The organism is Paraclostridium sp. MRS3W1 (assembly GCF_032465715.1).
In the GTDB taxonomy this organism is placed as follows: Bacteria; Bacillota; Clostridia; order Peptostreptococcales; family Peptostreptococcaceae; genus Paraclostridium; species Paraclostridium dentum.
The window spans coordinates 1-22,175 of record NZ_JAWDJM010000185.1 but is presented as its reverse complement, the minus strand read 5'-3'; the positions used below and the strand labels follow the sequence as shown (position 1 = coordinate 22,175).

General features: G+C 26.0%; 21 protein-coding genes. 19 read left to right on the top strand and 2 right to left on the bottom strand.

Translation table 11 applies throughout. The features are described from left to right. The 4 genes from RWY47_RS15785 to RWY47_RS15770 all read left to right on the top strand — a co-directional run. Nucleotides 1–235 (top strand): hypothetical protein (locus RWY47_RS15785; RefSeq protein WP_316030368.1); only part of this gene is annotated, 235 nt, incomplete at its 5' end. Between the two features lie 63 nt (nucleotides 236–298). After that, nucleotides 299–1,018 carry an ATP-binding protein gene (locus RWY47_RS15780; protein WP_224170943.1) on the top strand — a complete coding sequence of 240 codons (720 nt, stop codon included), beginning with the start codon at nucleotides 299–301 and terminating at the stop codon, nucleotides 1,016–1,018. Between the two features lie 107 nt (nucleotides 1,019–1,125). Next, nucleotides 1,126–3,690, top strand: a complete 2,565-nt coding sequence (locus RWY47_RS15775; protein WP_224170942.1) for an ABC transporter permease — start codon at nucleotides 1,126–1,128, stop codon at nucleotides 3,688–3,690. After that, nucleotides 3,683–4,387 (top strand): ABC transporter ATP-binding protein, encoded by a 705-nt coding sequence (locus RWY47_RS15770; protein WP_039965585.1) that lies wholly within the window; start codon nucleotides 3,683–3,685, stop codon nucleotides 4,385–4,387. Before RWY47_RS15775 ends, RWY47_RS15770 begins: the two co-directional genes overlap by 8 nt. A 40-nt stretch (nucleotides 4,388–4,427) precedes the next feature. Here RWY47_RS15770 and RWY47_RS15765 read toward each other — a convergent pair whose 3' ends face one another. Beyond that, nucleotides 4,428–5,423 carry an ATP-binding protein gene (locus RWY47_RS15765; protein ID WP_021428073.1) on the bottom strand — a complete coding sequence of 332 codons (996 nt, stop codon included), beginning with the start codon at nucleotides 5,421–5,423 and terminating at the stop codon, nucleotides 4,428–4,430. Nucleotides 5,424–5,448: 25 nt separating this feature from the next. Beyond that, nucleotides 5,449–6,507, bottom strand: coding sequence for a DnaD domain protein (locus RWY47_RS15760; protein WP_224170941.1), 1,059 nt, complete (start codon nucleotides 6,505–6,507; stop codon nucleotides 5,449–5,451). 98 nt (nucleotides 6,508–6,605) lie between these two features. Between RWY47_RS15760 and RWY47_RS15755 the strand changes: the two genes are divergently transcribed. The 15 genes from RWY47_RS15755 (at nucleotide 6,606) to RWY47_RS15685 (ending at nucleotide 21,963) form a co-directional block, all read left to right on the top strand. Next, nucleotides 6,606–8,069 (top strand): M1 family metallopeptidase, encoded by a 1,464-nt coding sequence (locus RWY47_RS15755; RefSeq protein WP_224170940.1) that lies wholly within the window; start codon nucleotides 6,606–6,608, stop codon nucleotides 8,067–8,069. Nucleotides 8,070–8,715: 646 nt separating this feature from the next. Next, the gene (locus RWY47_RS15750; protein ID WP_224170939.1) at nucleotides 8,716–9,846 is read left to right on the top strand and encodes an RNA-guided endonuclease InsQ/TnpB family protein; all 1,131 of its coding nucleotides are present in this window, start codon (nucleotides 8,716–8,718) and stop codon (nucleotides 9,844–9,846) included. 181 nt (nucleotides 9,847–10,027) lie between these two features. Next, entirely contained in the window at nucleotides 10,028–10,822 is a 795-nt protein-coding gene (locus tag RWY47_RS15745) for an MBL fold metallo-hydrolase (protein WP_224170952.1), read from the top strand. Nucleotides 10,823–10,837: 15 nt separating this feature from the next. After that, nucleotides 10,838–11,317, top strand: coding sequence for a 23S rRNA (pseudouridine(1915)-N(3))-methyltransferase RlmH (gene rlmH, locus RWY47_RS15740; protein ID WP_021428104.1), 480 nt, complete (start codon nucleotides 10,838–10,840; stop codon nucleotides 11,315–11,317). A 105-nt stretch (nucleotides 11,318–11,422) separates the two neighbouring features. Further along, on the top strand, nucleotides 11,423–11,872 hold the full coding sequence (locus tag RWY47_RS15735) for a hypothetical protein (protein ID WP_224170938.1): 450 nt from the start codon (nucleotides 11,423–11,425) through the stop codon (nucleotides 11,870–11,872). Nucleotides 11,873–11,886: 14 nt separating this feature from the next. Then, complete coding sequence (locus RWY47_RS15730) at nucleotides 11,887–12,657, top strand: S1 family peptidase (protein ID WP_224170937.1); 771 nt, start codon at nucleotides 11,887–11,889, stop codon at nucleotides 12,655–12,657. 316 nt (nucleotides 12,658–12,973) lie between these two features. Beyond that, on the top strand, nucleotides 12,974–13,387 hold the full coding sequence (locus RWY47_RS15725) for a hypothetical protein (RefSeq protein ID WP_224170936.1): 414 nt from the start codon (nucleotides 12,974–12,976) through the stop codon (nucleotides 13,385–13,387). Nucleotides 13,388–13,479: 92 nt separating this feature from the next. Continuing rightward, nucleotides 13,480–15,279, top strand: coding sequence for a hypothetical protein (locus RWY47_RS15720; protein WP_316030367.1), 1,800 nt, complete (start codon nucleotides 13,480–13,482; stop codon nucleotides 15,277–15,279). A 258-nt stretch (nucleotides 15,280–15,537) separates the two neighbouring features. Continuing rightward, complete coding sequence (locus RWY47_RS15715) at nucleotides 15,538–16,317, top strand: hypothetical protein (protein WP_224170934.1); 780 nt, start codon at nucleotides 15,538–15,540, stop codon at nucleotides 16,315–16,317. A 247-nt stretch (nucleotides 16,318–16,564) separates the two neighbouring features. Beyond that, nucleotides 16,565–17,710: a 5-bromo-4-chloroindolyl phosphate hydrolysis family protein gene (locus RWY47_RS15710; RefSeq protein ID WP_224170933.1), complete on the top strand. Its 1,146-nt coding sequence runs from the start codon at nucleotides 16,565–16,567 to the stop codon at nucleotides 17,708–17,710. 27 nt (nucleotides 17,711–17,737) lie between these two features. Beyond that, on the top strand, nucleotides 17,738–18,886 hold the full coding sequence (locus RWY47_RS15705; RefSeq protein ID WP_224170932.1) for a toxic anion resistance protein: 1,149 nt from the start codon (nucleotides 17,738–17,740) through the stop codon (nucleotides 18,884–18,886). Between the two features lie 136 nt (nucleotides 18,887–19,022). Further along, nucleotides 19,023–19,772 carry an MBL fold metallo-hydrolase gene (locus tag RWY47_RS15700; RefSeq protein ID WP_224170931.1) on the top strand — a complete coding sequence of 250 codons (750 nt, stop codon included), beginning with the start codon at nucleotides 19,023–19,025 and terminating at the stop codon, nucleotides 19,770–19,772. Nucleotides 19,773–19,848: 76 nt separating this feature from the next. Continuing rightward, complete coding sequence (locus RWY47_RS15695; protein WP_021428124.1) at nucleotides 19,849–20,502, top strand: NAD(P)H-dependent oxidoreductase; 654 nt, start codon at nucleotides 19,849–19,851, stop codon at nucleotides 20,500–20,502. Nucleotides 20,503–20,711: 209 nt separating this feature from the next. Continuing rightward, nucleotides 20,712–21,158 carry a MarR family winged helix-turn-helix transcriptional regulator gene (locus tag RWY47_RS15690; protein ID WP_021428041.1) on the top strand — a complete coding sequence of 149 codons (447 nt, stop codon included), beginning with the start codon at nucleotides 20,712–20,714 and terminating at the stop codon, nucleotides 21,156–21,158. Between the two features lie 46 nt (nucleotides 21,159–21,204). After that, a complete protein-coding gene (locus tag RWY47_RS15685) occupies nucleotides 21,205–21,963 on the top strand; it encodes a nitroreductase family protein (protein WP_021428108.1) in 759 nt (252 codons plus the stop codon). Nucleotides 21,964–22,175 lie beyond the last annotated feature (212 nt).

Here is a 22,175-nt window from a genome sequence, read left to right as displayed (position 1 = left end):
ATATACTTTAATTACATCAGAACATAATTTAACTATAATATTTATTATAGAAAATACAATTTCAATGTTTATAAATATATGTTATGTAAATGAAATTAAAAAATTAAAAACTATAGATAAAGAAAAGTTAAATATTATAATTATAGTATGTTGTATAATAAGTAATTTTTCAGTAGCTCTTATAAATACCTTACCTAGTGTTTTGTATAGGATTAAAATTGATTTATATAGTTAAGTTAATGGATTTAATATAAATACAACTCCTAAATTATCATTTTTAAGTAGCTTTTTACTTTTAATGATAGTTTTTAAAATCATTAAAGATATTAAAGAAAAAAGTGAAGAGCGGTTATTAAAAGAAAAAATAGATATTCAGTACAAGTATTATTTAAATCTTCAAGAATCTCAAAATAAAGTTAAAAAACTTTATCATGATATAAATAATCATATGTTTTGTATAAAAAATTTAAGCTCTGATAAAGAAGATGTAAACAAATATATAGATGAAATGAGTAAGGAATTAAATCAGTTCAAAGAAATACATAATACTGGAAATATGATATTAGATATTATATTAAATGAAAAACAAAATATTTGTAATGAAAATAATATAGATTTAACTTGTGATGTTAATTTTTCTAAGTGTAATTTTATAGAAATGACAGATGTATGTAGTATATTTTCAAATATATTAGACAATGCAATAGAAGCGTGCAATAAAACTTCTATGGATAAAAAATATATAAAAATAAGGGGAACACTTGTTAAATCATATTATGTTATACGCTGTGAAAATTCTAAAACAAATAAATTAGAAATAAAAAATAGTAAAATTATAACTAGCAAGAAAGATAAATTTATTCATGGAATAGGGCTAAAAAGTGTTAAATCTTCACTTAAAAAGTATAATGGAGATTTAGAAATAGAGGATTTTAAAAATAAATTTTTATTACAAATTTATATACCTATAGATGAAAACATGACAGTTGGGGCTACAAAGGTACCAGTTGTACTATAAATATTGAATCAAAAAAAATAAGGTGTTATCTTTTAAACGTGAAAGATAACACCTTATTTTTTTGATTTTAGGGGCATAAATATGAATTACAAAAGGGAGGGTATATTTTGAAGATTAGTTTTAAGTTAGCAATTGCTTATATGAAAGAGCAAAAAGGAAGGACTATCGCATTAATAACAAGTATAGCGTTAGCTGTAATACTAGTATTTTCATTAAATGTAATACCAGAAACACAAAGTAAACTAGAAATAAAAGAAGCATATAAAAATTATAGTGACTATCATGTTGAATATAGTAACTTAAGCGATGATATAGTTAAAAAGTTAAAAAAAGATAAGGAAGTAACTGAAGTTAATGACATTTTGGGGTTAGGTAAAATTGTAGGAAAAAATGGAACATCAATTCAATTAAATTCATATAGCGATAAATTTATAGATTCATATGGATATCAATTATCGAAAGGAAGCAATCCTAAAAATTCAAATGAAATAGTTATAGAACAAAAAGCATTAAAAGAAATGGGCCTAAGTGATGATCTAAATCAAGAAATTGATTTTAAAATTGTAAAGTATTATGTTGATAAAAATAATGAAAATCAAATATTTAGTAAAGATAAAAAGTTCAAACTTGTTGGGGTAGTAAAAAAGCCAGATGCTTACTATGAAGATTCAAGTAGTTATGCAAGTGAAAATGAGTACTATGGAGTAAAGGCTTTTACTAAAGATAATAGCAATGAATCTATTTTACCAAATAATTTAGTAACTCATGGTGGAACTTTATATTTAGACTCATCTAGACCTGATATTGGAAAAGCTTATGAAATTATAAATAAATACGGATTAAATGATTCAAATTTCATGGTAAATGCATCACTAACACAAGTGTTAGATGATTATTCAATGTCAAAGGGAACAACATATACAATGAAGCGAAAGTTATATCCAATGTTAGCTGCAACATTAGTTATATGTAATATATTTAGTATAGTTCTTATAGATATGACAAAACAAATAGGTATATTAAGAGCAATTGGGTTATCTAAAAAGAAAGTAAGATTTATGATTGCGATAGAAAGTATTATTGTATTAGCATTAGGTCTTATATTTGGATTCTTGATAGGAACGTTAGCTTCATATGCTGGATTTTACATTATTTATGGGAGGTTTGTAAATCTTTACATAAGTAAAGCTAGTATATATGAGCCTATGTTAATGGCTACTATAGCTGTGCTTATATCAAGTTTAGTACCAATATATAAAAGTGGAAAAATTTCGCCTGTAGAGGCTATTAGAAGCAGTGATAAATTTAATAAAAAACAGAAAAATAGATTTTATTATAAATTAATAAGAAATGTTTTTGGATTTTCAGGAGAAATGGCTTACAAAAATTTTTGGAGAAATAAAATAAGAACAATACTTTGTATTATATCCATAAGTTTGGGAGGAGTACTTTTTATAGATACGATTGCAATGTCAAAAAATGAAGATAAAAGCTTAGATAATACTACTATGCCTCTTATGATGATGGGAAATAGTGATATAAAATTATCTCACAATCCTAATAATGCAGATTCTAATTTTACAAAATTTAGTAAAAATGAAATAGAAAAAATATCAAGTATAAAAGAGGTAAAAAGTGTAAAGCCAGTTATTGAGTTAACTGGAATCTTTATAACTAACTCTAAAGATTTAACCAAAGAGTATAAAAGTGTAAATGGGATAGTTGATGAAAATAAAAACTTAGAAGAATATGTAGATATTGAAGGCAATAACAATGAGAGTTTAAAAAACATAGACCAATATATTGAAAAAGGGAAAAATATAAATGATAAAAGTAAAGGTAAGTATCCAAAAGCTTTAGTAACGAATTATTTTTACTCTAATGCATCACCTAATACAAAGTTATTAAATGATATGAAAGTAGGCGATTTAATAAATATAAAAATTCCTGTTACAAAAAACAATAAAGTAGAGTATAAAAATGAAAAGATAGAGATTGCTGGGATTTTAAACGGAGACTATGTTTTAAGAGAAGGTGGATTATCAACTGGGTTAAAAATTGTATTAAATGAAGATGATTTTAAAAATATAAGTGGACGAGAAAATTATAATAAACTAAATATACAAATTGAGAAAGGAACTGATAAAAAATCTCAAAATGAAATAGAAAAAGTTATAAAAAATAATCCATTTTCAAAATTTGAAAGTAAGTACAATTATAAAAATTTCTATATAAAACAAAGTGAAAGAAACACAAAAGAAACACTAGTAATTGTAGCTTTAATATTACTAATATCATCTATAAATGTATTATGCATAATAAAAGCCAACATAATGACTAGAATGAATGAACTTTCAACATTAAGAGCTATAGGAATGAGTCCTAAAAAACTTAAAAATATGATTGTAAAAGAAAATATAATGTATGCAGTTTTTGCATCTATATTGGCAAGTATAATTGCTACTCAGAGTATTTATAAATTTACAAAACTTTCAAATGAAATAAGTAAAGAACTATCGGGCAGTGAAAAAGCTATGAACTTTACATTACCTATATTTGAAAGTGTAGAATTTTTAATAGTATCTATAATTATGTGTTTAATAGCAGTATTTCTATGTAAAAAGAAGATAGAAAAAATGAGTATAGTAGAGGGGTTAAGTACAAATGAATAAAGGTGGGGATTTTGTGACAAATATATTAGAGATAACAAATTTAAATAAGATATATGGTAAAGGTGACAATAAAGTACAAGCATTAAAAGATATAACTTTATCTATAGAAAAAGGCAAATTTACAGCTATAATAGGTCCGAGTGGAAGCGGTAAAAGTACACTTTTAAATTGTATTGCAGGACTAGACACTGTATCATCAGGCAAAGTAATGTTAAAAGGTAAAGATATTTCAACTTTAAATGAAAATAAATTATCTAAATTAAGAAGCGAAGAATTTGGATTTATATTTCAAAGTTTTAACTTAATCCCAGTTATAAATGTATATGAGAATATAATACTTCCAATATCTATAGACGATAAAAAAGTAGATAAAAAATACATAGACAGTATAATTGATAAGTTAGGTCTTAAAGATAAAATTAATAAATTTCCTAATGAGTTAAGTGGAGGACAGCAACAGAGGGTAGCTATTGCAAGAGCTTTAGCTAATAAACCTAAAATAATATTTGCAGATGAGCCAACAGGAAATTTAGATAGTAAAACAACAGAAGAAGTTATGGCTTTATTAGGAAGTTGTGTGAAAGATTTTGGACAAACATTAGTTATGATAACTCATAATAATGAAATTGCTAATATGGCAGATATTTGTATTGAAATTAAAGATGGAAAATTATATATGGATAAGAAGATTGTCTAGTAATTAAAAAAATGACTAAGTTAGAAAATACGGAGATTTTCTACTTAGTCATTTTTTGTTCCCATCTTAAATCATTACCTATAAACTTAACCATTCTAAATCTATCAAATATTCTAGAGAATATTCTTTGTGCGTATATATCTCCTAATTGCATAGGTGATAAGTTAGTTGAAATTATAGTTTTCTTTCCTGATAGTAGACGAGTATTTAAAATATTAAATAATTCACTATTAGTAAAAGAGTTAGTAAGCTCTGTTCCTAAATCATCAATTATTAAAAGATCACAATCAAATAAATTATTATAATTATCTTTTGTTATATGATCATCTGAATTTTTAAACTTATATTCTTCTATGATTTCAAACATTTTAAAAGCAGTCTGATATATAACTAAGTAACCCTTATCTAAAAGTTCTTTTGCAACACAGTTACACATAAAACTTTTCCCTAAACCTGTGTCTCCATAGAAAAGCATATTTTCATCATTATCTTTATCGAAGTTCATAACAAAACCTTCACATATAGATAATATCTCTAATATATTTTCTTGAGGAGATACTCCAGAAGAATCTTCTCTTTGAGTAGAGAATATAGATTCATCAAAAGTAGAGAAGTTTTGATGATGAAGAACTCTAGATAAATTAGACATATGATAAGCCTCATTTATTATTCTTTGCTTAAGGCAATTACACTTGTGTCCATTTCCTAAAAATCCTGTATCTTTACACATAGAACAATCATGCTTAACTTCTAAATACCCATTAGGTACACGATTATCTGATAAGAGTCTTTCTTTCTTTTTCTTTAATTCGTTCATTTGAGCTTTAGTTTCATTTAATATAGACTCTTTATCTTTAGGATTTAAAAGAATTAATTTAGCAAGTTTTAATCCTATCTTACCTATTTCCTCATCTATTTGTTTAATTTCAGGTATTCTAGAGTAAACTTTCTTTTTTCTTTCTTGTAAATCACGTTCAGATTGATCTCTTTTTCGCTCATAAGAAGTAAGAATATCTCTCAATGTTGATTCTTTCATATATTAATCACCTACCTAAAATTATTTATCTAAATTTGCCTTTTTGGCTTTCTTGAAGTATTTTTTCTAATTCATCAGGACTATATTTAGTAAAAGTCTGATTTATATTATGGAATCTAGTTTTAACTTGTTTAGGAGCAGCATTAGAAGATTTTGAATTAACTTTTTTAGTTTCTGACTGTTTTTTAAATTCTTCTTCTGACGTTTTTAAGTCTTCTAACGTTTTAATATTTTTATCATTCCAACTCTTAACAATTCCGTTAATATAAGCTATAGAAGGATTAGAAATATTTTTAGACTTAGAACATGCTTCTAAAATAAGCTCTATATCAAATTTATATTTATCAAACCATACATCCATAATTTCCTTTTCAGCTTTTGTAGCTTGTCTAGAAAATCCGAGTTCATTAAATACTGTTTTATACATCATAAATCGCTTACTTCTTTGAGCAAAGCTATTTTTAACATCTTCAACAGTATAAAGACTAGCATCATACCAGTTTCTAATTATACCTTCTACATAACTAACAGGTTTAGCAACTCCAGTCTGTTCTTTAACGTGTTCATAAGCGCATACTATCATTTCTGTGCTCATATTATATTTATCTATCATATCCATAATTGTAATCTTTTCATTAGATTGAAGATGTCTACCTATAATTTGATTTATAGAATTAAACATTTTTCTAATTTCAGGATTATCATTTATAGTAACGATAGTATTAACATCAGATTTAACTGAATTATTTGCGTTTAGTATATTATCAATATATATTTTTTTCAAATCTAAAAACTCTATTGAAAAACTAAAATCATCTAGCCCATCATTTTTATGTTTTTTTATTAAATTCTTGTCTTCCCAAAAATCCCAAGCTGCCAATACATCAGATAATGGTACATTTAAATTTTTTGCAATAGAATTATTATTAAACTTAGGGTTAGAAGTCTCATCACATGCATATCTATAGCCTAAAAGATAAACTTGTACGTATAATCCATTAGCCATTGGCATAAATATATCTATAAATATGTTATCAATAGTAGTTTGTCCTAAATCTATTTCGTTGACTTCTTTAAAGAACATTTTATCACCTCAGATTGATTATAACATAAAATCTATTACAAATTATGATGTAGAGAATTAAAAAAAATATTCATTTAACTACAAAGGGGGATTTAAAATTGATTATTGATTTTAGAAGGAAAAATAGAAAAATTATATCTTTTATGATCATAGGTATTATTTTTCTAGGAGGGCTATTTTATTTTAATAAAGAAGCTGATAAGCCTGTTTCAAATATAAAAACAGAGAATATGAGCTCTTACAAAATGGATGTAATATTAGATGATGAAAGTAAGCGTTTGATGTGCAATCAAAATGTACAATACGTTAATAATACTAAAAATGAATTAAAGAGTATTTACTTTCACATATACCCAAATGCATTTTCAAAAGAAGAATTTGCTCCATTTGAAAAATCTCAAATGAAACAAGCATATCCAAATGGATTTAATGAAGGTTACATAGATATTCAAAATATATTAATCGGTGGAGAAAAAGTTAAATTTAATATTGATGGTAATAAAGAAGACATATTAGAAGTACGCTTGGACAAACCTTTAAAGCAAAATGAATCTGTATCTATAGATATGAAATTTAATGTGAAGATCCCTAATTCAGTTGGTAGATTTGGATATGGAAATGATACTATAAACGTTACAAATTGGTTCCCTATAGCTTGTGTGTATGATGATAGAGGATGGAACACAAAAAGCTATGAAAGTATAGGTGATCCATTCTATAGTGATGTAAGTAATTATAAAGTTACTCTTTTAGCTCCATCTAAATATAAATTTGGAACTACTGGAAAGGTGACAGAATCAAAATCAAGTGATAAAAAATCCATGTACAATATAGAAGCAAATAAAGTAAGAGATTTTGCTTTTGTTTTAAGTGATAAATTTAATGTTAAAAAAGATTATACAAAAGATACAGAAATATTAACTTATAATTTAGATAAAAAATTCTCTGATTTATCTACAACTATAGCAAAAGATTCTATAGACATATTTAGCGATATGTTTGGTAAATATCCATATGATACATATTCTGTTATAGCAAGTGATTTTTACATAGGGGGTATGGAATATCCGACTTTATCTATGATAGATAAAAGCCTATATAATTCTAAAAATAAATTTTTATTAGAATATGTAATAGCTCATGAAACAGCACATCAATGGTGGTATAGTGTAGTTGGAAATGATGAAGTTAATGAACCTTGGTTAGATGAAGCTTTAACTGAATATTCTACAGTACTTTATTTTGAAAAAAAATATGGCAAAGAAACAGCTACAAGATTAATGAGCACTATGGAAAAACAATCAAAATCTTACTCTAGTCAAGATATGTTTAAACCTTCAAGCAAATATAAAAATTCAATGGATTATAGTTTAAACGTATACACTAAAGGCGCAGTAGTATTCCATAATATAAGAGAAGAAGTAGGAGATAAAGTATTTTTTAAAGTATTAAAAGAATACTATGAAACATATAAGTTTAAAAATGCAAATGGATCCCAATTTATGGAGTTATGGAGAAAAAATGGAGTAGATATAGATAACATAATAAAGAAATGTAAGTAAAATTTAGGTAGAGCCTTAAAAAATATTTTAAGGCTCTATTTTTTTGGTATAATATAATTTATGATTGTAAAAGAAAGAGGTAACTAACTGTTACGAAAAAACTATAAAAATTTATGAAATTTTATAGAGAAGAAATAGTTGACAGCCTCCCATATTCGTAAAGAGTATGGAGCGGTAGAATTTAATTCTATCCCAACATCCATTGAATTGCTGGAAACCCTTAAAGCTAACTAAACTACAACGTAAGGATGAAATAAGCCTAAGCGTGAAAGTTACGAAAGTAGAAAAAATTAGTTAGATGGCATAAGGTTAAATCCTAAGTGCTTTAATAATAGGCAATCAGCAGGGAAGTTCCGAATAGGGAAACCTTCAACGACTATCCTGGTAGGGAGTACACTATAAGCTATTGATAGTGGAAGTGGTGGACGCCTAATCTAGTTAACATTAGAAGGTGATGATATAGTCTACGCTTATGTGAAAGCATAAGAAGTTCATAAGAGAACTGGTTGAGTTTAGCGAACTCGATTGAATATGTATAAAATCTAAGTATAAATGCATTATAAAACTTTATGAAAATTTCCTGATATTACATTTAAATATTACCTTAAGCCTAGTATATACTAGTACTAGAAAGTGAGGTGATAAAATGATAAAGAGCATAAAAATTAGGTTAATTCCAACTTTAGAACAAGAAGTAGTAATGTTTAAATCTATAGGTGTTTCTAGATTTACTTATAATTGGGGGTTGAATAGATACAATGAACTTTTAAGTTTAAATGAAAAACCTTCAAAAGAAATTATAAAGAAAGAATTTAACAACACTATAAAAAAACAAGAAGAATATAAGTGGTTGTACGAAGTAAGTTCTCAAACAATCTCTCAAGTTTTTTCAGATTTAAACAATGCTTTTAGTAACTTTTATAAAAAAAGAGCGAGATATCCGAAATTTAAAAGTAAACGAAAAAGTAGGCAATCTTTTTATGTAAGATATGATGCTCTTAAATTTGAAGATGGAAAAGTCAATCTTGAAAAAATAGGCAAAGTTAAATACAAAACTAATTATAATATACCAAATTTAAATAAATACGTTAATCCTAGATGTAGTTTTGATGGTAAGTACTGGTATTTAAGTTTTGGATTTGAGCACGATGAAAACCAAGTTGAGTTAAATGATATTTCTGTAGGAATAGATTTAGGAATAAAAGATTTAGCTACAGTAAGTCATATTAATAGTCCTATTAAAAATATAAATAAAAGTTCTAAAGTTAGGAAATTAAAAAAGAAATTAAAAAGGCTACAACGCCAAGTAAGTAGAAAGTATGAAGAAAATAAATGTGGTAATAAATTTGTTAAAACTAACAATATCATAAAACTTGAAAAACAAATTAAATTACTTTATAGAAAATTATCTAATATAAGAAAAAACCATATACATCAAGCTACTAATAAAATAATTAAACTATATCCATATAAAGTAGTTATGGAAGACTTAAACGTTAGTGGAATGATGAAAAATAAACATTTATCAAAAGCAATTGCAGAACAATGCTTTTATGAATTTATAAGGCAAATGAAATATAAATGTGAGTTTAATAAAATAGAATTCATTCAAGCTGATAGGTTTTTCCCATCATCAAAAAAATGTAGTTGTTGTGGGGAAATAAAACAAAACCTTAAATTAAAAGATAGAGTTTATAAGTGTGATAAATGTGGTTTTAAATTAGATAGAGATAAAAATGCTTCTATAAATCTTTCTTATTACGAAAAATTAGCATAAGGTCAAAGAGAAAGATTGTGCTAATATGTAGGGTTCGTTGTACCCGAATTTAAGCCTTTGAAGAGCTATATAAACTAAAGTAGATATTTGAAATATTTAAATAGGGTTCTGTGAAGAAGGAAATAAAGTGGAATTTATAAGGTTTTATAATGTATTTATAGATTTTATGCAACGGTGCCACATGCTAGAATACAGTTCTATAGGAAGTGGAAGTAGTGGAAATTGTCATTATATTGGATGTAAGAACACTAAGGTTTTAGTTGATGCAGGCCTTAGCGGAAAGAGAATAACAACTAATTTAAAAGATTTAGATATAGATGCAAATGAATTAAAGGGAATATTTATAACACATGAACATTCAGACCATATAAAAGGGGCTGGAATATTATCAAGGAAATTTGATATACCTATATTTGCTAATGTAAAAACATGGTGTGCAATGAAGGATAAAATAGGGGATATAAAAGATAAAAATATGAAAGTTTTTGAAAATGATAAAACTTATTCATTAGATGATTTAATAATAAGACCATTTTCAACATCTCATGACTCTGCAGATTCTGTGGGATATAATTTTTATAATGATAAACAAGAAAAAATATCTATTGCAACAGATATAGGGTGTATAACAGAAAATTTAAAGAAACATTTATATAAATCTAAATTAGTAGTATTGGAATCTAATTATGATCCAAACATGCTTATGATGGGTTCTTACCCATATGCTTTAAAAAAGAGGGTTATGTCAGAAACAGGGCATTTATCAAATGAAGAAGCAGCCAAGTTTTGCGTGGAACTAATTAATCAAGGAACAGAATCTATACTACTTGCACATTTAAGTAAAGAAAATAATTTTCCAGAATTAGCGTATGAAACAACTAAGGGAATTTTATTACAAAACAACATGATAGTTGGACAAGATCTTAAGTTAGATGTTCTTTTAAGAGAAGATGCATCAGATATATATAGACTATAGAAACAGGAGACATTTATGAATATAACTATAATAAGCGTTGGAAAGCTTAAAGAGAAGTATTTAAAACTAGGAATAGATGAATTTAAAAAGAGATTATCTAAGTATTGTAAGCTTGATATGATAGAGCTAGATGATGAAAAGTGTCCAGAAAGTTTAAGCGAAAAGGACATGGAAATTGTAAAAAATAAAGAAGGTCAAAAGATTCTATCAAAGGTAAAGAGTAATAGTTATGTTATAGCTTTAGCTATAGATGGAAAGAATTTATCATCTGAAGAATTAGCAGATACTATGAGCAAGTTAGCTGTTAGAGGGAATAGCCATATTACTTTTATCATAGGTGGATCATTAGGACTAGCAGATGATGTTTTAAAAAGAGCGGATTATAAATTATCTTTTTCTAAGATGACATTTCCTCATCAAATGATGAAGTTAATATTATTAGAACAAGTTTATAGAGCATATAGAATAAATAATAATGAACCGTATCACAAGTAAGGGATAACGACTTAAAATGAACTTAGCTAAGTTCATTTTTTTTGTTGCACTTGCTATATGATATAATAAGTAGAAGCATATAGTAATAAAAAGGGAGGAATATTATTGGATAACACTTTTGAACCAATAGATACAACTACAAATTGTACAGTGGCAGATGTAAGCATTAACGATACTAATATAGGTAGTGCTACAACTACTCTAACGTATTCAATCAAGCAACCAGAAGAATATGTTAATGATTTTATGGTAAATTTAAGAGCAAGTGAAATTAGAAAAGTTAGGAAATATTGTGAAGATGCAAAGAAGAGTAAATTTCCTTGGAGCGAGATACTTTTAGCTATATCTACAACTTGTGTAGGATGTTTTTTGGGTGCACTTGCATCAAATGTTGAATTAAATTCATTAAAAGGAATTATTATGTATGTAATAAGCTCAGTGATAGCAACAGGGACATTTGTAGCATATTTATTCATACGTAAAGGTTCGATTAGCGATGTTAATGATTTAGCAGATAAAGTTAAAGAGTACATAGTTGATCCAGATAATATATAAGGGGAGGAATTATTATGAATATAAATGATTTAAGTACTCAGTTACTCTATACAACTGTACCTATATTTGGAATAAAAAGTGATGGATCTCAAGTGAGTGGAACTGGATTTATATTTTCAATTTTTGATAAAGACGATACATCTAAATCTATACCTTTATTGATAACTAATCATCATGTTATGGAAGGTATTATTAATGGATTTATAGAGTTCTCTCTATCAGAAAATAATATGCCTATAAAGGGAAAAAGTATAAGGATAAATTTTGATGGAGATGTTCTTAAGAATAAATTAGGTAACTTAGATTTAATAGCTATACCATTAGCTGAGGCATTAAATAATTTAAGTAAAAATAATATTAATGTATTTTATAGGACTATTAGCAAAGAAATGATTCCTACAACTAGTCAAGTAGAAGAATTATCAGCTTTAGAGCAAATAACATTTATAGGATATCCTAGTGGACTTTATGATAACTATAATAAAACTTCACTTATTCGTCAGGGAATTACAGCAACACCTATTTGGAATGATTTCAAAGGTGAGCCAATTTTCCTTATAGATGCAGGAGTATTTCCAGGTTCAAGTGGTAGTCCAGTTTTTATTTACAATCAAGGTAGTTATCCTACAAAAGATGGGATTTCTATAGGTAGTAGGATATTATTTGTAGGGGTTATTTCAGAAACTATATTACGACAAGGGACAACATATTTAGATTTGGGGAGAGTTATTAATAGTAGAGCTATGTATAACGAATTAGAAAATATAATGAGACCCTATGTATAAATGATTTTATTTAACCGTGCTCCGTAGAGTACGTTACGGAGAACCGTATCATAAATAACGTATAACGATAGCTTTAGCCATTAATATATCTTGGCTAAGGCTATTTTTATATTAAAAATAAATATATCCCAATTAACAGGATACAATAGACTTTATTTTAAATTAAGTATTAAGAGTCAAATTGAATATAATGATAATAGAATAATGCTAGAAAGCTTAATTGTAGTAGTATGAAATTTGTAATAAAATGGAAAATAAGGAGGGGTCGTGGTTATTTTAAGTTTTATATTTGAATAATAAGGGAGTTTTGATAATTATGCATAATTTGAATGAAAAATATAGAAAATGTACTATATTAGAAGACAAAATGTCAAGAATGTTAGAGGAAAAGCTTAAAAATGGGGAGATTACACAGCATGAATATGATGAATTGAAATCATTGGATGTTGAATATGATGAAGAAAAAGATTCAATTGAGCAGTTTAAAGTTTCTTATATAGAAAGAAAGCCAATAAAATGTAGCAGATTATTGCTTGATATTTATGATAAACATAAAACTGGATTTAGAAAGGCTGTATTGTTAAGTGAGTGTTTTCCAGACCCGTTAGGTTTTAATTATAATCAGGAAATACATGAGTTTAATATTTTAATTGTTAAAAAAGCTTTTAATTTAGCAACTTTAGAAAAGTATCCAAAAGAAATTTTGTTCGAGTTAAGACAGTTATATTAGCTTTTAAATTTTTTAATCATAACAATTTGAGGAATACTGAAAAACTTAATAATTGTGAATTTATGGATTATTCTTTATCAGAGCAAATAAGGATGATGTGTATTTTTCTTCAAGATCAAAGTAGAATTGAGCAAGATTTAAAGAAAAATCAAATTATAGGACAAGAATTCTTTACAGGGATGGAGAATGCTATTGCTAATAGGAGTCCTGATAGTAATCCTAATATGCTAGTTTCATTTGAAGATAATTTTGAAGGATTATTAGAAGTTTTTGATATGTTAATACGATATTTATATTTTAAAAAAAGTAAAGATTATAAAGATAAGATAATACCAGAACATGGAGATATAACACATATTAAAATTCCATCATTTGAACTAATAATAAACTTATCAAATCAAAGAAATCTTTTAGTAAAAACATGGGAAAAGTTTAAGTATTCGCAATGGAATGTACATATGCAAAAAAATGATTCTCAAGATGTATATATATTTGTGCCTAAATTCAGAAATGAATATAAGGAATATATTATTGCTAATAATAGAAGACAATATTCCTTAATGAATAATTTATTTAATACTAAAAATATTAATGATATTTTAAAAAGTAAGAACATAATATCTAAAGTTTCTGAAGCAATAAACAAAGATGAAATTGAAACACTATTTGATATTAGCAAAGAAGATTATCTTTGTGCAAAAGAAATGTATGAACCGATAATAAATGCATATAAATTAAACATGCATCAATATTATTTAAAATTAAATATAAATGGATTGAAGATGGAAGATATATTTAGTGCATTTGAGTTATTACATGTTTTAGCTGAAGCTTATAAAGAATCAATATATAAGCATTTTAATCAAGAGGATAATACTTGGTATAAATATTTATCTCCAATTATTCCTGTTAAATATTTTATTGAAAGCCTGAGTAAGCATTATGGTTTTACTAAAGAATACTCTTCAAAAATAATTAAATGTTTTGTTTTTAGTGGTAAAATTAAAGGGGAAAGTGATATTTTTTCTAGGCCATTAATTTTAGTCAACTCAGAAAATGTAATTTTTTGTCCTATTTTAATACAACAGATGAATTTAGAGAGAATAATTGAAATTCTAATTAGTAATCTTAAAGTAAATATTGCTCAAATTGGAATTGATTTTGAGAATAAAATTAAATCAATTTTATCTTGTGTAAAAGGAATACAAGTTAATACAAATAAAATTGAATTTTTAGCATCAGATGGAAGAAATATTGAGTTTGATTTTATTGGAACATTTGAGGATAATTTATTATTATGGGAATTTAAAGCATTGACAGTACCATATAGTGATAAAAGACATTTAGAGTGCAAGAAAACTATTATGGAAGGCATAGATCAAATTAAGAGAAGAAGTCGTATAATAAAATCTGATTGGGGAAAAATAAAAGAATTGTCAAATATTGAATTACCTAATAAACCTTTTAATGATGATAAGATAATTAAATTAGTTGGTACTAATATTTTTGATTTCACGACATTAGTTTATGAAGAAGATATTAGAATAGTAGATATATCTACTCTTTTTAAATTTTTTGTTGATCCAGAGGTTAAAGTTAAGAATATTGATAATAAGATATTAGGATCAAAGAAATTATGGAAAAATTCATCACCGACTATAAATGAGTTTAAATTATACTTGGAAAATCCAATAACAACATCACCATATAATAAATGTATAGAAGAGCATTTTAAGGTTTTTCCTGTGTTTGAAGATGATTATGTTTTTGGAATAATGGACTATATATTAAAAGAGGATCCATATGTAAAAGATATTAAAAAGGCTATTAAACAAAAGAGAAATCCGATTAATAAAAATTCTAAAAAGAAAAAGAAGAAGAAAAAGAAATAATTTTTAATAAAACTATATAATAAGTGGGAATAAATTTGTCCTATTGAAAACAATATGAATTATAAATTATATTTAAGATTTAATATAGAAAATTTTTAAATTAATGAAGATGGATTTGTCAAATATAAAATGATTAAATGTAAATTGAGAAAAAAGGACTTACAAACTTATAGTATTAAGGAAACGTATAATAAAATTATTATATGACTAGTTTTAATGTATTAAAATTATTTAAGTATTGTGAGGAGCGTATTTTAAGTGAAGGATGAGATGATTGAATTTTTGATAGAATCAGGTTCGGAGATAACAGGAGCAACTACTGGGGCAGTAATTGGTGGAGTTGTTGCCGGGCCAGCAGGAGCTATGATTGGAATAGCTGGAGGAAAGGCTGTAGAAAAAGTATTTTCAAAGCTTGGTTCAGAAATAAAGAATAGAGTATTATCAAAAAGAGAAAGCAATAAAATAGGAGCAACTGCTACATATGCATTAGAGAAAATAGAGAAGAATATAAAAAATGGTAAGATATTAAGAGATGATGGATTCTTTGAGAATGATGATACTAGCAGATCAACAGCAGATGAAATTGTAGAGGGGATGATGTTTTCAGCCCAAAGAGAGCATGAAGAAAAAAAGTTAAAGTATTATGGTAATTTATTAGCTAATATTGCATTTGATAAAACTATAAGTATGGAACAAGCGAATCAACTAGTTAATATATCAAAAAAATTAACATATAGACAAATAAAATTAATAAACTTATTTGTTATAAATCAGCACTTGCCAATTAAAATTTTAAAAAAAGAAAATTATGTTAATACTGGAGTAAGTGGTTATACTTTGATATCTGTATTACAAGATACACTTGAATTGTATAATATTGGACTAGTTAGTGGAAATGGCAATGTCATTTTAGAAATGCCATATATTGTTCCATCTGATATTAGAGTTCAAGGTATGGGAGCTATATTATATAATCTAATGGAGTTATCAACTATACCATATGAAGAACTACAGAATTTAATAGATATATTAAAATAAAAGAATTTCATTTATTTGTTATACTTTAAATGCATCACAAATAAGTTGGACTTAAGCCTTAGGCATTTATAAAAATTGCCTAAGGCTATTTTTATAAGTAATAATATATTTAGTATATGTATTATTTTCCTTATAACTTAGCGGTTACAATTAGCTAAATTATAAGATATAATAAACTTAAAATATTAACATAATAGTATATATATATTTATGTTAATTACAATTAAAATAACCTGGAGGCAAGATAATGAGTAAAAAAGATTTTTCTGATTTAGAAGATCAAATTATGTCTACAGTTAGCAATACACTTAAAGCAATAGATTTTGCTAATGTTAAAAAGGATATTACAGATAAAACTGAGGATACATTAAATCAATTTAAATCAAAATTTAATGGATATAGTGAAAAGTACATGAATTTAAATAAAAGACCTAAAAATGATATATCAACATATATTAGTAAAAAACCAGCTGGAAGTATATCCGGAATAATTTACATATTTTTAGGAGTAAGTGGAAGCTTAGTTTATGGTTCATCAGTGGCAACCTTTTTAATATTTAAGATACTATTTAGTGGTGTTGTTATTACAGGCAGCAATATTATGTTTGGAGTTGCGCTTTTATTTTCTGTAATAAGTTTAGGGCTGTTATTAAGGGGAATAACATTAAGAAAAAGAGTAAAGCGTTTTAAGAAGTATGTAAGATTTATTGGCAACAATAGTTATTTTTTAATTAGTGATTTAGCAAGATTTGCAAAAGAGAAAGATAGCTTTGTCGTTAAAGAATTAAGCAAAATGATAGATAAAGGTATGTTTTTAGAAGGACACATAGATGAAGAAAAAATTTACTTCATGATAAATGATGAAGTTTATAACGACTATTTAAATTTAAAAAATCAACAAATAGCTAAAGAAAGTAACGATGAAAAATTAAATGAAGAAATCTATGATTCAGAGAAAGAAAAAATAGAAGCTACAATTAAAATAGGAAGAAGTTATATTGAGCAAATAAGAAATATAAGAAATGATCTTTGTAAAGAAGAAATAGCTATTAAATTAGATAAGTTAGGAAACATTGCAACCCAAATACTTAGTCAGGTTGAAAAGAATCCTAACAAGATACAAGAAGTTAATAAATTTATAAATCATTACCTTCCTATTACTATAAAATTAATTAATTCATACAAAGATATAAATAATCAAGTAGTTCAAGGTGAGAATATAGAAAATGCTAAAAATGAAATTGAAAAAAGTATTGATCTTATTAATAGCGCTTTTGAAAACTTACTAGATGATTTATTTGAAGATGTTGTTTTAGATGTTTCTACAGATATTTCTGTTCTTAAAACATTATTTAAACAAGAAGGATTGGTAGAAGAGGATTTTAAAAAGTAAGTTTTAAATAAAAGGGAGGTATTAAGAATGAGTGATGAATTTAAAGAACAATCTATTGATATAAAGCCAGAATTAACTTTTGAACCATTTCAAGAGGAAATTATTGATTTAAAAGTAAAAGAAGAAAAAATAGAAGAGAAAATAGTTGATGAAATGCAACTTACAGAAGAAGAACAAAAAATGGTTGACCAATTTGTAGATAAAATACAGATAAATAACTCAAATTCTATTTTACAATATGGAGCTGGTGCTCAAAAGAAAATTTCTGATTTCTCACAGTCAGCATTAAATAATGTAAAAACGAAAGATTTAGGTGAAATTGGAGATATATTATCTAGTGTAGTTCATGAATTAAAGACTTTTGAAGAATCTGAAGAGAAAAAAGGAATTTTAGGTTTCTTTAAAAAAGGTAAGGATAAAATTTCTTACATGAAAATAAAATATGAGAATGTAGACAACAATATAGGGAAAATGTGTAGTATTCTTGAAGCGCATCAAATACAGCTTTTAAAAGATATTGCTATGTTAGACAAGATGTATGAAATAAATAAAGCATATTTTAAAGAACTTTATATGTATATATTAGCGGGTAAAAAGAAGCTTCAAAAACTAGAAAAAGAAGAACTTCCTAAATTACAGGAAAAAGCAAGAACTAGTGGTAATCCTCAGGATGCTCAGGAATTAAATGATTTTGTTGCTCTTTGTAATAGATTTGAAAAGAAAATTCATGATTTAGAATTAACTAAAATGATTTCTTTACAAATGGCTCCTCAAATTCGTTTAATTCAAAATAATGATTCATTAATGTCTGAAAAAATACAATCTACAATTATAAATACTATTCCACTTTGGAAAAATCAAATGGTTTTAGCGCTGGGGGTTGCTCATGCTGCTAATGCTGCAAGAGTCCAAAGAGAAGTAACAGATATGACAAATGAACTTTTACGAAAAAATGCAGAAATATTAAAAACTTCAACTATAGAGACTGCAAAAGAATCTGAAAGAGGAATTGTTGATATTGAAACGCTTAGAGCTACAAATGAGTCGTTAATTTCAACTCTTGATGAAATACTTAATATACAAACAGAAGGACGTCAAAAACGTAGAGAAGCAGAAGCAGAATTAATAAATATTGAAAATCAATTAAAAAATAAACTTATAGAATTTAAATATTAATATAAACCGTATCACAAGTAAGTGATGCGGTTTTATTTTTTTATGAAAAATTATAATTGACATATTAAAAAAATGCGAATATAATAATCGTATAAGATTAATCGCATACGATAAAAACGAATGGAGAAATTTAAAAATGAAAATAATAGCATTAGAATTTTATAAAAATGGATTTATGAAAGAAGCACTTGCATTTGGAGGATCAGTTGAAAAAGAAAAAATAGATCCAAATAAAAATTACGAATCAAGTTTACAAAATTATTTAATAGATACTGGAAAAGAAGTTATATTAGTGGATACAGGAGTAGCAGTTGAGACAAAAGATGTAGAACCAAAACCTGAACAAATGATATACACTGGTGAAAAAGTTAACAATTTTGTAGATGCATTAAAAAAAGCAGGATATAAACCAAAAGATATAGATAAAGTTATAGTTACACATAAACATCAAGACCATACAGGAGAACTTAGATTATTTGATGATTCTAAAATATATATATCAGAAATAGAAGCTCAAGCAATGGACTTAAAGGGTAACAATATAGTAAGAGTTAACTTTGAAGATGGAGAGTACAAAAACTTTAAAGAAAGTCAAAAAATTACTGACAACATATTCATGCTACCTGCGTATGGACATACAAAAGGGAATTCTATAGTAGTAGCAGAGTTTGGAGGATTACACTATATGTTCCATGGTGATGTAACTTATACAGATGAAGCACTTAGACAAAATGCATTATCAGTAGTGTTTGAAGATAAAGAGTTAGCAAAGCAAACTTTAAATAATGTTAGAGAATTTGTAAAAGAAAACAAGACTGTATATTTATCAACTCATACACCTGAAGCTCTAATATCATTAAAAGAAAATAAAGTTATGGAACTTTAGAGAGGTATATATAAATATAATCAAGAATCATATAGAGGGTATAAAACTATATAAGGTAAAAATAGGAGGTATTAAAATGAATAAAAAAGAGATACTAGATGTTTTAAATTTTAGACACGCATGCAAAGAATTTGATTCTAATAAGAAAATAACTCAAGATGAATTTGAAGTAATACTTGAAGCAGGAAGACTTTCACCAAGTTCTATGGGAATTGAACCTTGGAAATTCTTAGTTATAGAAAATCAAGAATTAAAAAATGAATTAGGAGAAGTTTGTTGGGGTGGAAAAACACAAATGCCAACATGTAGCCACTTAGTAGTATATTTAGGTAGAACTGCGAAAGAATTAAGATTTGATTCAAACTATATAGATTATTTATTAAAAGATATTAAACATTTACCAGAAGATATTGCTAATAAGTATAAAGGTATAATGAAATCTATAGAGGAAATTAGATTTAGAGATGATAAAGATTTAGAAAATTATTCTTCAGAACAAGTTCATATTGCGTTAGCTAATATGATGAGTGTAGCAGCAATGCAAGGAATAGACTCTTGTGCTATTGGTGGTATAGATCACAATAAAGTAGAAAAAATACTAGTTGATAGAGGTTTATTAGACACAGACAAGTTCAATATTGTATTATGTGCTGCATTTGGATATAGAGTTAATAATCCAGAAGAAAAATTAAGACAATCAATGGATCAAGTAGTCGATTGGGTAAAATAATATATATTATAAATATAATAAAGCTAGATGGATTAATAAATACTTCATCTAGCTTACTTGTTTCTATATAAATTTAATAACAAAAGTTGAAAAAATACATTGAAAATTTATAAAAACATTATGAATCAGCAATATGAAATTATTTGATACATACTGGAAAAGAAGTTATAATAAATAAAAAATAGTATAGTTTTTTAGGAGGATGTACCATGCACGAAAATTTAAAATTAGAAAATCAACTTTGTTTTAAAATATACTCAGTATCTAAGAGTATAGTTAGAATATATGGACCTTTATTAAAAGAGATAGATTTAACATATCCACAGTATCTAACTATGATGGTTCTGTGGGAACATAAAAAATTACCTTTTAAAGAAATAAGTTCTAAATTAAAAATGAAGACTGGTACATTGACTCCTATTTTAAATAAATTGGAAAGCAACGGGTATTTAGAAAAAGTTAAAGATGAAAATGATGATAGAAAAATTTATATAGTTGTTACTAAAAAAGGATTAGAAATTGAAGGCAAGGCAAAAGATATTCCAAGAAGAATAGCAGAAAATCTTAATTTAAAAGAAGAGGACTATATAAAATATCTTCATGAGTTTGATGGATTAGTAAAAAAATTAGATTGTATAGAAAAATATATTAAATAGATATATATAAATAAGTATTATATTACTTATACAGAGGTGGTTAAAAATGGAATTTAATAAAAATTGGATAGATGCTGTAAACTATAGAACCTCAAGAAGAGCATATATAAATAAGCAATTAGAAATAAAAGATATAAGTAAAATAAAAGAATTAATTTATAAAATAAATGAAGAAACTGGATTGAATTTTCAATTTATAGAAGATTGTTCAAAGTTATTCAAAGGATTTTCAGCATCATATGGATTAATAAAAGGATTAAATTCATGTATAGCTTTAGTAGGAAATAAAAATATCGATAATTATAAAACTAAAGTTGGATATTATGGAGAAATGTTAGTACTAGAATCAACTTATATGAATTTAGGAACTTGTTGGATAGGTGGAACTTACGATAAAAATGAATGTAAGAAATATATAGATATAAATCAAGATGAAGAGCTAATTTGTGTGATAGCAGTGGGTGAAGTTTTAGAAGATAAGAGTATAAGAGAAAAATTAATTTCTAAAATGAATAAAAGTAAAAAATCATTTGATAAAGTATTACTAGAAAAAGACACTGAGTCATTACCAAGTTGGATAAAGGAAGGCATTGAGTTTGTAATAAAAGCACCTTCTGCATTAAATAAGCAGCCAGTAGGCTATTCTTTTTTAGATAATGAAGTAAAAGCTTATAAAGTATCAGATAAGTATGGATACGAAGATATTGATTTAGGAATCTCTATGTTACACTTTGAGTTAGGTGCAAAGAGCCAAAATCATAATGGTAATTGGAATTATATAAATGGTGAAAAAATTTATATATAGAACTAAAAGGTTTAAAATAAGCAGTGAGATGAAATATGATATGTAGCAAAGGAAGAGTCCTGCGAATAAGACGAAGACTCTTCCTTTTTCATGCTCAAAATCTTAATTGAACTTTCTTTAAACTTGTATCATAAATTTGGAAATTTGTATCTAAGAGCATCAAATATTAAATATTAATATAAAGCCTATATTAATAATATCTATAAAAAAAG

What these genes read in the sequence shown, in the direction of transcription:
- RWY47_RS15730 (WP_224170937.1), top strand. Translation starts at nt 11,887, where the DNA reads ATGAATATAAATGATTTAAGTACTCAGTTACTCTATACAACTGTACCT.
- RWY47_RS15720 (WP_316030367.1), top strand. Translation starts at nt 13,480, where the DNA reads ATGATGTGTATTTTTCTTCAAGATCAAAGTAGAATTGAGCAAGATTTA.
- RWY47_RS15700 (WP_224170931.1), top strand. Translation starts at nt 19,023, where the DNA reads ATGAAAATAATAGCATTAGAATTTTATAAAAATGGATTTATGAAAGAA.
- rlmH (WP_021428104.1), top strand. Translation starts at nt 10,838, where the DNA reads ATGAATATAACTATAATAAGCGTTGGAAAGCTTAAAGAGAAGTATTTA.
- RWY47_RS15690 (WP_021428041.1), top strand. Translation starts at nt 20,712, where the DNA reads ATGCACGAAAATTTAAAATTAGAAAATCAACTTTGTTTTAAAATATAC.
- RWY47_RS15745 (WP_224170952.1), top strand. Translation starts at nt 10,028, where the DNA reads ATGCTAGAATACAGTTCTATAGGAAGTGGAAGTAGTGGAAATTGTCAT.
- RWY47_RS15710 (WP_224170933.1), top strand. Translation starts at nt 16,565, where the DNA reads ATGAGTAAAAAAGATTTTTCTGATTTAGAAGATCAAATTATGTCTACA.
- RWY47_RS15765 (WP_021428073.1), bottom strand. Translation starts at nt 5,423, where the DNA reads ATGAAAGAATCAACATTGAGAGATATTCTTACTTCTTATGAGCGAAAA.
- RWY47_RS15780 (WP_224170943.1), top strand. Translation starts at nt 299, where the DNA reads ATGATAGTTTTTAAAATCATTAAAGATATTAAAGAAAAAAGTGAAGAG.
- RWY47_RS15725 (WP_224170936.1), top strand. Translation starts at nt 12,974, where the DNA reads ATGCATAATTTGAATGAAAAATATAGAAAATGTACTATATTAGAAGAC.
- RWY47_RS15760 (WP_224170941.1), bottom strand. Translation starts at nt 6,507, where the DNA reads ATGTTCTTTAAAGAAGTCAACGAAATAGATTTAGGACAAACTACTATT.
- RWY47_RS15750 (WP_224170939.1), top strand. Translation starts at nt 8,716, where the DNA reads ATGATAAAGAGCATAAAAATTAGGTTAATTCCAACTTTAGAACAAGAA.
- RWY47_RS15705 (WP_224170932.1), top strand. Translation starts at nt 17,738, where the DNA reads ATGAGTGATGAATTTAAAGAACAATCTATTGATATAAAGCCAGAATTA.
- RWY47_RS15695 (WP_021428124.1), top strand. Translation starts at nt 19,849, where the DNA reads ATGAATAAAAAAGAGATACTAGATGTTTTAAATTTTAGACACGCATGC.
- RWY47_RS15770 (WP_039965585.1), top strand. Translation starts at nt 3,683, where the DNA reads ATGAATAAAGGTGGGGATTTTGTGACAAATATATTAGAGATAACAAAT.
- RWY47_RS15685 (WP_021428108.1), top strand. Translation starts at nt 21,205, where the DNA reads ATGGAATTTAATAAAAATTGGATAGATGCTGTAAACTATAGAACCTCA.